The sequence below is a fragment of the Rhizobium sp. Root1334 genome (assembly GCF_001426665.1).
Lineage (GTDB): Bacteria > Pseudomonadota > Alphaproteobacteria > Rhizobiales > Rhizobiaceae > Pararhizobium.
Genome location: NZ_LMEY01000001.1, coordinates 630,685 through 643,354, shown reverse-complemented (window position 1 = coordinate 643,354; position 12,670 = coordinate 630,685). Strand labels below are relative to the sequence as shown.

12 protein-coding genes are annotated in these 12,670 nt (G+C 59.8%); 5 read left to right on the top strand and 7 right to left on the bottom strand.

Features of this window, described 5'->3' with window-relative positions; genetic code table 11:
• The first annotated feature begins 312 nt into the window (after positions 1-312).
• Together ASD36_RS03135 and ASD36_RS03130 are read left to right on the top strand one after the other, a co-directional pair.
• Positions 313-606, top strand: coding sequence for a DUF1127 domain-containing protein (locus tag ASD36_RS03135; protein WP_060504716.1), 294 nt, complete (start codon positions 313-315; stop codon positions 604-606).
• 375 nt (positions 607-981) lie between these two features.
• Positions 982-1,737 carry an alpha/beta fold hydrolase gene (locus ASD36_RS03130; protein ID WP_060504717.1) on the top strand — a complete coding sequence of 252 codons (756 nt, stop codon included), beginning with the start codon at positions 982-984 and terminating at the stop codon, positions 1,735-1,737.
• 116 nt (positions 1,738-1,853) lie between these two features.
• Here ASD36_RS03130 and ASD36_RS03125 read toward each other — a convergent pair whose 3' ends face one another.
• Positions 1,854-2,693 carry a DUF937 domain-containing protein gene (locus ASD36_RS03125; protein ID WP_060504718.1) on the bottom strand — a complete coding sequence of 280 codons (840 nt, stop codon included), beginning with the start codon at positions 2,691-2,693 and terminating at the stop codon, positions 1,854-1,856.
• Between the two features lie 180 nt (positions 2,694-2,873).
• Between ASD36_RS03125 and ASD36_RS03120 the strand changes: the two genes are divergently transcribed.
• The gene (locus tag ASD36_RS03120; protein WP_060504881.1) at positions 2,874-3,305 is read left to right on the top strand and encodes a GNAT family N-acetyltransferase; all 432 of its coding nucleotides are present in this window, start codon (positions 2,874-2,876) and stop codon (positions 3,303-3,305) included.
• Positions 3,306-3,308: 3 nt separating this feature from the next.
• Here ASD36_RS03120 and ASD36_RS03115 read toward each other — a convergent pair whose 3' ends face one another.
• The 5 genes from ASD36_RS03115 to ASD36_RS03095 form a co-directional block, all read right to left on the bottom strand.
• Complete coding sequence (locus ASD36_RS03115) at positions 3,309-4,682, bottom strand: glutamate--cysteine ligase (protein ID WP_060504719.1); 1,374 nt, start codon at positions 4,680-4,682, stop codon at positions 3,309-3,311.
• 147 nt (positions 4,683-4,829) lie between these two features.
• The gene (locus ASD36_RS03110; protein WP_060504720.1) at positions 4,830-5,567 is read right to left on the bottom strand and encodes a 16S rRNA (uracil(1498)-N(3))-methyltransferase; all 738 of its coding nucleotides are present in this window, start codon (positions 5,565-5,567) and stop codon (positions 4,830-4,832) included.
• Between the two features lie 10 nt (positions 5,568-5,577).
• Positions 5,578-7,083: an inorganic phosphate transporter gene (locus ASD36_RS03105; protein WP_060508740.1), complete on the bottom strand. Its 1,506-nt coding sequence runs from the start codon at positions 7,081-7,083 to the stop codon at positions 5,578-5,580.
• A gap of 104 nt (positions 7,084-7,187) precedes the next feature.
• Positions 7,188-7,694, bottom strand: a complete 507-nt coding sequence (locus tag ASD36_RS03100) for an NUDIX hydrolase (protein WP_060504722.1) — start codon at positions 7,692-7,694, stop codon at positions 7,188-7,190.
• Between the two features lie 277 nt (positions 7,695-7,971).
• The gene (locus tag ASD36_RS03095) at positions 7,972-8,766 is read right to left on the bottom strand and encodes a FadR/GntR family transcriptional regulator (RefSeq protein WP_112834558.1); all 795 of its coding nucleotides are present in this window, start codon (positions 8,764-8,766) and stop codon (positions 7,972-7,974) included.
• Positions 8,767-8,954: 188 nt separating this feature from the next.
• Here ASD36_RS03095 and ASD36_RS03090 point away from each other — a divergent pair, with 188 nt between their 5' ends.
• Together ASD36_RS03090 and ASD36_RS03085 are read left to right on the top strand one after the other, a co-directional pair.
• Positions 8,955-10,238 carry a DUF3422 family protein gene (locus tag ASD36_RS03090; protein ID WP_060504723.1) on the top strand — a complete coding sequence of 428 codons (1,284 nt, stop codon included), beginning with the start codon at positions 8,955-8,957 and terminating at the stop codon, positions 10,236-10,238.
• A gap of 37 nt (positions 10,239-10,275) precedes the next feature.
• Entirely contained in the window at positions 10,276-11,727 is a 1,452-nt protein-coding gene (locus ASD36_RS03085) for a DUF6880 family protein (protein WP_060504724.1), read from the top strand.
• Here the strand turns inward: ASD36_RS03085 and ASD36_RS03080 are convergent.
• Positions 11,712-12,608: a LysR family transcriptional regulator gene (locus ASD36_RS03080; RefSeq protein WP_060504725.1), complete on the bottom strand. Its 897-nt coding sequence runs from the start codon at positions 12,606-12,608 to the stop codon at positions 11,712-11,714. The two genes, ASD36_RS03085 and ASD36_RS03080, sit on opposite strands and share 16 nt — an antisense overlap.
• Positions 12,609-12,670: the final 62 nt, after the last annotated feature.

The following is a 12,670-nucleotide window of genomic DNA, read 5'->3' as shown; positions in this document are numbered from 1 at the left end:
AAGAGCACACATAAAATTGTTTGATGAATACCATTAGAAACATTCGTTGGACTGATCAATAAGGATTTGCGAATTTGGCCGGGCAAATAGCATCCTGAACCATCCCGGCGAGCCTCCCAAAAAAGCCGGTCCACCATCATAGTTTCGGCCCAAACCCTGCGCTGACCTCCCTGCAGGGGAGGGGCCGCCCTTGCATAATTTCCCAGATCGAAATCGATCTGGGAGAAAATTATGCAAAATCTTGAATGACAGCGACCTTTGCACGTCTGAAAGACGTGCGGCGCTGGCGTGCCTGCGAAAAGGAGCAGTACAATGCGCACGACCGACCACGCACTTGACCTCACCCTAGCCGGGAAGCTGTCCGCGACATCCCGCCAGACGGGACTGACGGGCGTGCTGGTGTCGGTATGGCGCCAGCTGCGAAACCGCAATGCCATCGGCCGCCTGCAGGATCTCGATGATCATCAGCTGCTCGACATGGGGCTTTGCCGCCATGAAGTGCGCGAGGCGATGACCTCGCCGTTCTTCGACGATCCGGGCCGCCATCTGACACAGGCGTCCCGCGACCGGGCGAACACGTTTTACCGGAAGGCGCGCCTCGACTGAGGCGTGCGTTCACGACGCGGGACCGAAGGCCGGATGGTCCCGCACGATGATGAGTTTTGTTGCGTGCCTCAGACGTTCCAAAAAACGTTCCACGCAACAGGGACGCGCAGCCGCCTCTGCGCGTTACCGTTCCCCGCAGGGTTAGAGCCAATTGCCCTGCTGCTTGCCCGGTGCCCGGTCCCCAAGACCAGTACCGGGCTTTTTCTTTTTTGGGGGGCGATGAAACGAAACCGTGACTTTGGCAAAAGACCAGAGTTGGGCGGTCGGCGGCTTTTCCTGATCTGGGGTGATTACGGCTGCACTGCGCCAACAGTGGTCGTTGACAGTAGGCCTTGCCGCCGTATTCTCGCCAGAAGATGTAACGGGATGACTACCATGTCTGAGGTCACAGAACACACCATTGATCGAGGCAATGGCGCTCGTGTTCAGTTATTCCAGACGCGTGCTTCAGATCGACGGAGCGGAGCGATATTGTTCGTTCACGGCAATCAGGGAGGACTTCTTCTAGGTGGGAAGGAGGCGGTCGATGATGGATCGCTTGTCCGGTTTTCCTCTCGCCTCGGCGTAACAGCGGCCGCCGTATCGCAGCCCGGCTTCGGCGGATCGGACGGTCCGCCGGATTTCTGTGGACCGTCTACTCAACAAACGATTATTGCGGCGTTGGATTTCCTCAAGCAGCAGCCGTCCGTCGATCCAGAGCGTATCGTCCTATATGGAAATAGCCGTGGGGCTGTGGCCTCCGCCATGGCGGCCACTAAGGTGCCTGATCTTAGAGCAATCATCTTGACAGGGGGCGTCTATGATTTGAGAGACGCATACAGGAACAGTTCGCGAGGCTTGCAACAGGCCATCCAGAACGAAGCTGGTCTCTCAGACGAGGCCTTTCTGGAGCGTTCCGCACTCTATTATGCTGATAGCATCCGATCAGAAACCCTACTTCTTCACGGCAAATATGATGATCGTGCATCGATCGATCAGGCTGAACGATTTTCCGAGGCTCTTGCACGTGCAGGGGTTCCTGTAAGGTTCCAAGCACTTGACGGCGGCCATCGCCTTCCCCGCGAGCAGGTCACTCCCATTCTCCGAGATTTCCTTACCCGTGTATTCGCGCCCGTGGCGCCCGTCCATTGATCGTCGTCCGCTTCGGGCCGAAAGCCGCCGTGACCGCGGATCAATTACTGGTCAACCCTCGGATCGCCTCTTGGCCACAAACCGGGCCGAACGCCCACAATCAGGGTAACCGCCGGTCAGGCGCTGCCATTCTTTCGATACGTCTCGAACAGCCCGTCGATGCTCTTCTGGTATTCCTTCTGCGCCTCAAGCCCGCTGTCGAACATGCTGTTGAACATCTCGGAAAAGGGGGCCATCGGATTGGCGTCTGCTGGCTTCTTTTCCTGCTCCGGCGCGGCTGTTGTCTGCGGCTTACCGCTCATCATGTCCTGAAATGCTTTCATGAACGGATTGGCGGCGAACATGTCGGGGGCGGATTTTGGCTTTTCCTCCGGCTTTCCCATGCCGAAGAAACCCTGCATCGCCTGGGTGAAGGGGTTGTCGAATGGATTGGGTGCGGGGTCCGGCTTTTTGGCAAAACCGGAGGCTTCGAGCCACGGTTTCATCATCGCTTCCATCGGCGTATTGGCGAACGGGTTTTGCGCCCCGCCCATCTGCCCCGATGCTTGCTTGAACAATCCGCCCATGATGGCGCTCGCCATGACCGGCAGCATCTGCTTGTAGATTTCCTGGCCGATGCCGGTCATCTGTGCGGCTTGCGCAGAGACAGCCTGCAGCATGTCCTTGGAGCCGAAAAGCTGGTTGAGAATGGTATTGCCGTCAGCTAGCCCCTGCGGGGTGAAGGCCTTGTTCATGTCCTCGAAATACTGGGCATAGTTGCCGCTCGACATCGCGGTAAGGAAGGCCCCGAAATCATAGGGATTGGCGGTGTTGCGCTTGAGCGCCGTGGAAAAGGCAGGCATCAAGGCGGCCGTCGCCTTGGCCATTTGTTCCTGGGCGAGGCCGAACTGCTTGGCCATCACATCCATGGCGTTGCCGTTCTGCGCCTGCATCATCATGTCAAACAGCGGGATCATCTTTTATCCTCTCCAGCAGGCAGCGCATCGCATGTGTTTGCACTATAACGGGAAAAGGCCACGAGAACACCGATTTTTGTTAGCCGGGACAAGCCCGTCCATGTCGGGAGAATTTCACGCTCCACAACGTTGAGGTGTTCACTTATTCTCCGGTTCGTTGAAGCTATGAGCGGAATCCGCATGAAACGCCCCGTCATCGAAGTCATTTCGGAAAACGCCAGTGAGCAGGATATTGCGCCGGTCATCGCTGTGCTCGATCAGCATGCAGCGCTGCATATGGGGGAAGTCGAGGAAAAGCCGGATTTTGCCATTCTCGCGCGCGATCCGGACACGCAGGCGGTTGTCGGCGGACTCTACGGAATGGACAGCTTCGGCTGGGCCTTCGTCAAGTATCTTGCCGTTGTCGATGAATATCGCGGGCAGGGCCTCGGCTCACGCCTGCTTGCTGAGGCGGAAGCGATAGCGCGGACGCGCGGCTATGTCGGTGTCTGGCTGGACACGTTCGAGTTCCAGGCAAAACCATTCTATGAAAAGCTCGGCTACACCGTGTTCGGCGAACTCGAAGGTGCGCCGAACGTCATTCCACAGTATTTCCTCAAGAAACGTTTCTGAGGCTTAATACTGGTAGTCGGTAAAGACCGGTTCGACCGAACCGTTCCAGCGTCCCTTGTAGAGCGCCAGCAGATCCTCGGCGAGCGTCGCCTTCTTGGCCAGAACTTCGTCAAGCGGAGCAAGGAAGATGCTCTCGTCAACGTCGTCACCATTCAGCCGGTTGCGGTTCTTCAGACCAAGGCGCGAAATCGCCAGGACCTCGCGGGCGACGTCGAACAATGACGTGCCGCGATGAGTGGCCGAAAGGCCTTCCGCGGGAACCGCATTGCGCATGGCAAGCGTGTCTTCGTAGGTCCAGTTGCGGGTCAAGTCCTCGGCGGCGTCTAGGGCTGCATCATCATAGAGCAGGCCAACCCAGAAGGCCGGCAGCGCGCAGATGCGGCGCCACGGACCACCGTCTGCACCGCGCATTTCAAGGAAGCGCTTCAGGCGAACATCGGGGAACAGCGTCGAGAGATGGTTCGTCCAGTCGCCCATGTTGGGCTCCCAGTCGGCAAGCTCGCCTTTCAACGCGCCCTTCATGAACTGGCGGAAGGTGATATGCGTGCAGTCGTGATACCTGCCGTCGCGCACGACGAAATACATCGGTACGTCGAGCGCCCATGTGACGTAATCCTCAAAGCCGAAATCGGCATTAAAGACTGCGGGCAGCACGCCGGCCCGCTGATTGTCGGTATCGCGCCAGATATCGCCGCGCCAGGAGAGCAGGCCGTTCGGCTTGCCATCGGTAAACGGCGAGCTGGCAAACAGCGCCGTCGACAGCGGCTGCAGCTTCAGCGACACCTGCATCTTGCGGCGCATGTCCTCTTCGGACGAAAAGTCGAGGTTCACCTGGATCGTGCAGGTGCGATACATCATGTCGAGGCCCTGCGTACCGACCTTCGGCATGTAGCGGCTCATGATGTCGTAGCGGGATTTCGGCATGCGCGGGGTTTCGGCGAGCGTCCATTTCGGCGAACCGCCGATACCGAGGAAACGGATGCCGAGCGGCTCGGCAATTTCGCGCAGGACGGCGAGGTGCCGGTTGGATTCCTTGCAGGTTTGGTGCAGGTTTTCGAGCGGTGCGCCGGAAAGCTCGAACTGGCCGCCGGGCTCCAGCGAAATCGCGCCCTGGCCGGACTGTTCGGCAAGGCCGATAATGTTTCCGGCGTCGATGATCGGCTCCCAACCGGTCTTTTCCGCCATGCCGTTCAGGAGAGCCGAGATGCTGGCTTCGCCGAAATAGGGAACCGGGCTGTTGTCCGCCTTGAAGAAGGCAAACTTCTCATGCTCCGTGCCGATGCGGAATTTATCCTTCGGCTTGTTACCCTCTGCCAAATATTCGGTCAGGTCTGCAAGCGAGGTAACCGGCGTCTGGTCGGTGGTATCTCTGGCCATGGGCGTCTTCTTTTGAACGGGCGGAACCTGCCGGACGGCAGATATTAGGAAGGGTGATTGAACCGGTTTCACATGTGGTGCAAGTGAAATTCTTTCAAGGGCGGTTCAAATTTTCAACACCTCAATGGGACTTGAAATTCTAATGTCTTAATGCCAGTCGCCAATCGATGCCTGGATCACGGCCATCGCTGCCACTGCTGCCGTATCTGCCCGCAGAATCCGCGGCCCAAGTGGGATGGCGGTCACAAAATCGAGACTGCGCAGCAAAGACCGTTCACTATCGGAAAAGCCACCCTCTGGACCGATCAGCAGCGCCAGTTTGCGTTCTTTCACCGCCGCAAGGACCGGCAGCGGGTTTTGCCCGGCATCGCCTTCATCGCAAAAGATGATCCGGCGATCCTTAGGCCAGCCGTTGAGAATGTCTTCCAGCTTGCGCGGCTCCGTGACCTGCGGAATGCCCAGAACGCCGCATTGCTCCGCGGCCTCAATGACATTGGCCCGGACCCGGTCGAGATTGCTGATCTTGCCCTGCACATGCTGGGTCATCACCGGCTGAAGCAGGCCGGCACCCATCTCGACAGCCTTCTGCACGAGATAATCGAGCCTGCCGACCTTCAGCGGGGCGAACAGGTAGTGCAGGTCGCAGGGTGCCGGTTGCGGCCGGGCCTGCTCCGTCGCCGTCAGGAACAGGCGCTTCTTGGTCGGGAAGGACAGTTCCGCCTGCCATTCGCCATCCTGTCCGTTGAAGACGAGCACGGCGTCGCCGGCTTCGAAGCGCAGCACGTTGACGAGGTAGTTGAACTGCTCCCGCGTCGCCTCATAGATCGTACCTTTTGCCAGCGGCACATCGATGAAGAGCCGCTGCATGCGGAAATTGGCGCGCATAGATCAGTCCTTAGATGAAGAGTGCTGCGAAGACCAGGTAGACCGCCGCCGACAACAGCGCTGAAATCGGAACGGTGATAACCCAGGCAGCAACGATTGTCATGAAATGCGAGCGCCGCACCAGACGGCGGCGGTGTGATTCCTCCGGACTGTGCTGAACGCGGCGCTCGAAGTCCAGTTGCCCGGTTTTCCGCCGCACATATTCCAGCCGCCGTTTCGAGTTGCGGGTGTACCATTCGCGGAAAAAGCCGATGCCGAAGACGGCGCCGACGGCGGTATGCGTGGTCGAGACGGGCAGCCCGAGCGATGTGGCGATGATCACGGTGATCGCCGTTGCCAGTGCCACACAATAGGCACGCATCGGATTGAGCTTGGTGATCTCCTCACCGACGACGCGGATCAGTTTCGGACCAAACAGCAAAAGGCCGCAGGAAATGCCGAAGGCACCGATTAGCATAACCCAGAGCGGCACATAGGTGGTCTGGGCGATGGCAAGCCCATTGACGTTGGCGACGATTGCCGCCAGCGGACCGACGGCGTTGGAGACGTCGTTGGCGCCGTGCGCAAACGAGAGGAGCGCCGCCGACAGGATGAGCGGCATCCGGAACAGCTTGCGCAGCGACTGGTTGCGATTGTCGAGCCCACGGGCCTGGCGGGCGATCCAGGGCCTGCTGACAATTACAGTCATGACGGCCACTGCGAGGCCAGCCCAAAGGCCGGTCATCATCGAAAGATGCGCCACTTTCTCGATGCCGATCACGGTAAAATAGGTGGCGAAGGCTCCCATCATCAGGGCGAGCAGGAGGGGTGTCCAGAAGACTGCCGCGTCGATCTTGTCTTCGCGGTAGATGATGAAGGTCTTGATGAAGGCCAGAAGCAGGGCTGCGATGCCGCCGCCGAGGATCGGCGAAATCGTCCAGCTTGCCGTTATTCCCGCAAGCGATATCCAGTGGATCGAGGAAAAACCCGCAGCCGCAACGCCTGATCCGAGAATACTGCCGACGATCGAGTGGGTGGTTGAAATCGGTGCGCCGGACCATGTTGCAATGTTGATCCATGCCGCAGCCGAAACCAGCGCCGCCATCATCACCCAGACAAAGGTCTCTCCCGACGGCATCTGGGACGCATCGACAATGCCGGCCTCGATCGTCGAAACAACGCGTCCACCGGCAAACACGGCGCCGGCGACCTCGAAGATGGCGGCAATGATCAGCGCGGTCGTCATGGTGATCGCTTTGGATCCCACCGCGGCGCCGACATTGTTGGTCACGTCATTGGCGCCGATGTTCATCGCCATATATCCGGCGACCGCAGCGGCGGCCAGAATGATCAGATATTTGGGCTCTTCGGAAACATAGGCGGCAGCGAAGATCACGCTGATCAGCATGAACAGCAGCCCGAGGCCGAGGCCAGCCCAAGGTCGCAGCACATGATGCGTTGCTTCCTCTGTCAGGGTCACTCTGTCCAGGTATTTGTCGAGGGTTGGCTTTTCGAGGCTCGGGCGCGGTTTTGTCACCGTCTGTTCTCCAATTCAGGCTGCCTGCCCGAAATTCGGGTAGGCACTGTCCGGCGCAGCAGGATCGGGGATGCCTCGCGTCGTTCTTCCATTGACTTCAGCGTTTATCGGGTCACTGCCTCTTGAGCCGGGTTCATCGTGGCAAGCAGGCGCTGCTCGAAACCGAGGATCAGGTCCTTGAGCATCGGCTCGGCGACGCGGTTGGCGCCTTCCGCGAAGCTGACCCATTCCATTTTCCGGCTGCCTTTTTCCGGAAAGCTCTTGAGCATGTCCAGAACGACCAGTGGATAGACCTGAACCATGCACTGAACCTTCAGCCCCTGATCCATGCCCTTGTCGTACATGTAAAAGCCGATCCGTTCCGCGCCGGTCTCGCCTTTGACGCCAGCTTCTTCATACGCCTCGCGTTCGGCAGCCTGATGACACATCTTGCCTTCCATCGGCCAGCCCTTGGGAATGACCCAGCGGCCGGTATCGCGGCTGGTGATCAAAAGCATCTCTGGCGCCGCGCTCTTCTTCTTGAACCGGTAGCACAGTGCAGCACACTGCATTCGCACCGGACGGCGGAACATCAGGCGTACATCAGTGACAATGCGATTCAGAATATTCAACGTGGGGGCATCCTTTCAAACAAACGAATCAATTTAGTCTGCAATATCGTTTCAATATGCTCCCTTTCAGCAGCCTGTAAACGCGCAGATTTGGTGAAGCACATATAGTTATCGCGGCGCTCCGTATGAAGGGCGTGGCAACGCGAAAGACGGGCAATTTAGTGTGATTGCGCCAGCAAAATGTGCCGATAGCGGCCTTATAGAGCATGTTTGCGGCATTGGCGAGACGCGCACCGTAATTTGCCGGTGCGTGTCTTCTGTGTTGCGGATGTAACGATCAGGCCCCGGTGAGGCGGTCGCGTTGCTGCATTCTCAGCTGCGAGATACGCGCCCATTCGCCGGAGCGCTCGGCATCCCGTGTGGCGGTGATGATGAAGTCGATATGGGCCTGAGCGGCTTCACGCGCCTGTGCCGGATTGCCGGCGATGATCGCCTCGTAGATTGCCTCATGCTGGGCAAGCAGCATGTCGCCGGCACCGGGGGCGGCAAACAGCACCTCTCGGCTGAAGAAGATGCCGCCGCTCAAAAGCCGGTAGCAGGCGCGCAACGTATGCAACAGGATGATGTTGTGGGCGCATTCGCCGATGGCGCTGTGCAACTCGACATCGGTCCTTAACCCGCCCTCCGCCGAGCCGGACAGATGCGCCGCCCGCATCTCTTCCATGATCCGGGTCAGCATGTCCCGGTCGAAGCGGGTGGCGCGGCGTGCGGCGAGTTCCGCCGTCATGCCTTCCAGTTCGCGGCGATATTCGAGATAATCCTGCGTCGCCTTCTGGTGGCGGGAGATCAGGTCAATCACAGGTTTGGAAAACACCTGGCCGATGACGTCGGCAACGAACGTGCCGCCGCCATGATGACTGATCAGCAACCCGCGCGCCTCCAGTTCCTTCAGGGCCTCGCGCAGGATCGGCCGCGAAACGTCAAAGCGGCGCGAAAGGTCCCGTTCGCTCGGCAGGCGCTCGCTGTCGCGCAGCACGCCTTCAAGGATCAGAAGTTCGATTTGCTGGATGATTTCGCCGGAGGTCCGGCTATGCGGGATGCGGGCAAAAGCATCGATGGTGTCGTCGGTCACGGCGGCTCTCCTCGATGCCAACTTAGTCACCGGCTCGAAAGTGGTCAATTTCTTTAGCCACTTTTCCAGATCAGGCCTGCCCACGCTTAAGCGAAACAAAGCCGGGCCTGCGTCAAAGCGTCCTTTCCTTTTTGCCCGGCCTGTTGATAAGACAGTGCTGATTGATGCGTGAGAGGGGAAAACGCTTCATGGCCAAACGCAGTTTTGCATTTCCGTCGGCTCCGGCCCGCGCGCAGGCGCTGGGCGAGATTCACGCGCGTCCATATGCGCTGGTGACGTCGCCGCGCGTCATTTTCCAGCTTGCCTTCATGACCGATGGCGGGGCGGCTGTCGATCATGCCGTGCTCTCTGAGCTGTCACGCGCGCGCGGCGTCTCGCCGCCCAGCCGCGAGGCCAGCCATCATGCGATCTCCTGGGGGCAGGGCACGCTACGCTGGGAGCGCCATACCGAATTTTCGACCTATTTCTGGGATGGCGTCATTCCCGATCAGTTTGGCGGCGACGTTACCACCCATCCTTTCGGCGATGGCTTTTCGCCGCCGGGAACGCTGATCTCCGGTATCCGTCTGGAAATCCGGCCGGATACGGAGGAAACCCGCGCCGCAATGTCTGCGTTCGACCCCACCAGCCTCTGTTACAGCGATATCAAGAATGGCCAGTCGGTGGTGCTGACGGACTTTCGCCAGAATGGCGACGGCCTGACGCAGATCCTCGTCATAGACCGGGGCATGACGGAGGCTGGAACCGGCGCGCTTGTGCAGCGCCTGCTCGACATCGAAACCTATCGTACGCTTGCCATGCTCGGGCTGCCGCTGGCGCAGTCGCTGTCGCCGGATATCCGCCGGATCGAGGATGGGCTTACCGGTGTCACCCAACGCATGCGTACCAGCGCCCGCGAAAAGGCGGACGAGATGCTGGCCGAAATCACCCTGCTGGCAGCAGAGCTCGAGGCGGGGGCGGCCCTCAGTCTCTACCGTTTCGGCGCCAGCCGCGCCTATTACGGCATCGTTCAGGAGCGCATCCGTTCACTGATCGAAACCGGCGTACCAGGCTATGAAACGCTCGGCACCTTCCTGGAGCGGCGATTGGCCCCGGCCATGCGCACGTGCCAGTCGGTCGAGGAGCGCCAGGCCAACCTGTCGCGCAAGCTCACCCGCGCCACGGCACTGCTTCGGAGCTGGGTTGATGTTGAGCTTGAACGGCAAAACAGTGCGCTGTTGAATTCGATGGACCGCCGCGCCAAGCTGCAGCTTCGTCTCCAGCAGACGGTCGAGGGGCTCTCGGTTGCTGCGATTTCCTATTATGTGGTCGGCCTGTTCGGTTATCTCGCCAAGGCCGTGGAAAGTGAAGGCATTCCGGTCAAATCCAGCGTGCTGACCGGCTTCTTCGTTCCGGTTGCGGTGCTTGCCATATGGTTTGTCGTGCGGCGTATCCGCAAGCATCATGAAGACGAGGACCGCGAAAGCCTTTAAGTCTTGGGATATTCGAAACGAATCGATCTGCAAGACCATGGCAAAAGTTGTAAAAGCAGCAAAAAAGGCAAAACTCGATAGGGACGGCCTGACCGCGCTCGGGCTGGAGCGGTTGATCGAGATCGCGCTGGATGAGGCAGCCCTCAATCCTTCTTTCAAGAAGCGGCTGAATGCTGCGCTGGCCGGCATCGGCGGCGCGGCCGGTGCTGCCAATGTGGCCAAGCTGATCGACAGCCGCCTGAATGCACTCGAAAAGTCGCAGACCCGTATCCGCTGGCAGAAGGAGCGTGCCTTCGGCAACGACCTCGACAGCATCTCCGCCAGCATCATCAAGGAATTCGGTGCCGTCGATCCGGGCATGGCGCTGGAAAGGCTGATCCGCTTCGTCTTCGGTTATGAGGGCATCTCGGACCGCGTCAACGATTCCAGCGGCCGCATTGCCGGGCTTTATGTTCAGGCCTGCGAAGCCGCTGGCCGTCTGGCACTGACCGTGCCTACGGATCAGCAGGCGCGCATACCCGCATTGATCACGCCGGGTTTGCCGATCATGGATTATCACGGCGTCAGAACCTTGCTTGCCGTGCGGATTGCGGCCGCGCTTTCGCCGGATGTGCTGAAATCCTGGGACGAAACGCTGGCAGCAGCGATGAAGATCCCCGCCGGTACCACGCTGCTTCCTGCGATCGTTTACGTGCGCCGGGCCATTGCCGATGCGCGCGGCGATCTCGATGCGTATATCGCGATCGAGGAAAGCCTGCCGGACTCGCTGCGCGAGCCGGTCGCTATTGCCGAGCGGTTGCACGCCGCTGGCCGTCACGCGGAGGCTTTGATCTGGGTCCGGAAGCCCCGTAAATCGCGTGTCGGCTTTGTCCGCCGTGCCGAAGTTCTGAGCGGCGATGTAAAGGCGCTGTCTGACAGGGACCGGCTCGAGGCTGCGATCCTCGACGGTCTCAAGGACCGCACGGCATCGCAGGCCATACGCTGGAAGATTTTCGAGCAGGGGCTCGATGCGGAGATGTTGCGCGAATATATTGCCAAGGCCGGTGATTTCGAAGAATTCGAAGCGCTGGACAAGGCTTTCGCCTTTGCCGAGCAGCACCGCGAACCGCATGCCGTGCTGCGCTTCTATCTTGTCTGGCCAAGGCTCGATCTGGCTGCCCGCTATGTCGTTGCCCGCTGGGGCGTCTGGGAGGGTGAGTTCTACGAGTTTCTTTTGCCTGCCGCCGAAGCGTTCGAAGCCGCCGATTATCCGGCGGCGGCAACCGCACTTTACCGTGCGCTTCTGGACCGTATCATCGGCCGGGGCCTGTCAGAGGCCTATGGGTATGGTGCCGATTATCTCGCACGGCTGTCAGCCCTGGCAAAACGCCCCCACGGCAATGACGGCCTGGTGTCCCACGCCGATTATGTCGCGGATCTGCGCAGGCAGCATATCCGCCGCCACGGTTTCTGGGACCGTATCCCGCCGGAAACCTACCGTTCCCAGTAGGGATCCGGCCCGTAGAGCCCGGCGAGGTAATCGATGAACAGCCGTACTTTGGCGGGCAGGAACTGGCGGCTGGGATAGAGCGCCGAGACGAACAGATTGCGGGAGCCCTCCCAGGCGGGCAGCACCTGCAAGAGCTTTCCCGATTTCAGGTCGCTGCCGACATCCCAGGTGGACCGGAGCGCGATGCCCGCGCCGGACAGCACCGCTTCGCGCACCACTTCGGAAGAATTGGTGATTAGTCTGCCTTGTGGCTTGTAGCTCATCGAGCCCGCCTCGCTTTCCAGCTTCCAGGTGTCGTGATTGTGCTGGCGCAGGCAGATGTGGTCGCCGAGATCGTCGATGGTCTCCGGCGTGCCGTAGCGTGCGATGTAGGCCGGTGAGGCGCAGAGGATACGCCTTACCGGCACCAGCTTGCGCGCCACCAGTGTCGAATCGCTGAGTTCGCCGATGCGGATGGCAAGGTCGAAACTCTCGGCGACGATGTCGGTGAACTCATCCGACAGCACGATATTCACAATGAGATCGGGATGGGCCTCGATGAAACGGGCGAGATGCGGCGCGACATGCATGCGGCCGAAGGAGGTGGGGGCGGTGATGCGCAGCGTGCCTTGCGGTTGGCCGGAGCGGCCGGAAGCAAAGGCCTCGGCTTCCTCGATCCCGGCCATGATCCCGAGCACGCGGTCATAAAAACCCTGTCCGGCTTCGGTCAGCGATATCTGCCGTGTGGTACGCTGGAAGAGCCGCGTTCCGAGCCGGTCTTCCAGCCGCTTGATGCGTTTGGAAATAACAGCTGGGGAAAACCCCAATGTCCGCCCCGCCGCCGACATACTGCCGGTGGATACGACACGCGTGAACACCTCAAGATCGCCCAGATTTGTCATCAATCTTGACCATTGTTTCGAAAACAGAAAAACTGATTAGCATTTGCTGCGTCGTCATGAAA

What these genes read in the sequence shown, in the direction of transcription:
- ASD36_RS03135 (WP_060504716.1), top strand. Translation starts at nt 313, where the DNA reads ATGCGCACGACCGACCACGCACTTGACCTCACCCTAGCCGGGAAGCTG.
- ASD36_RS03130 (WP_060504717.1), top strand. Translation starts at nt 982, where the DNA reads ATGTCTGAGGTCACAGAACACACCATTGATCGAGGCAATGGCGCTCGT.
- ASD36_RS03125 (WP_060504718.1), bottom strand. Translation starts at nt 2,693, where the DNA reads ATGATCCCGCTGTTTGACATGATGATGCAGGCGCAGAACGGCAACGCC.
- ASD36_RS03120 (WP_060504881.1), top strand. Translation starts at nt 2,874, where the DNA reads ATGAAACGCCCCGTCATCGAAGTCATTTCGGAAAACGCCAGTGAGCAG.
- ASD36_RS03115 (WP_060504719.1), bottom strand. Translation starts at nt 4,682, where the DNA reads ATGGCCAGAGATACCACCGACCAGACGCCGGTTACCTCGCTTGCAGAC.
- ASD36_RS03110 (WP_060504720.1), bottom strand. Translation starts at nt 5,567, where the DNA reads ATGCGCGCCAATTTCCGCATGCAGCGGCTCTTCATCGATGTGCCGCTG.
- ASD36_RS03090 (WP_060504723.1), top strand. Translation starts at nt 8,955, where the DNA reads ATGGCCAAACGCAGTTTTGCATTTCCGTCGGCTCCGGCCCGCGCGCAG.
- ASD36_RS03085 (WP_060504724.1), top strand. Translation starts at nt 10,276, where the DNA reads ATGGCAAAAGTTGTAAAAGCAGCAAAAAAGGCAAAACTCGATAGGGAC.
- ASD36_RS03080 (WP_060504725.1), bottom strand. Translation starts at nt 12,608, where the DNA reads ATGACAAATCTGGGCGATCTTGAGGTGTTCACGCGTGTCGTATCCACC.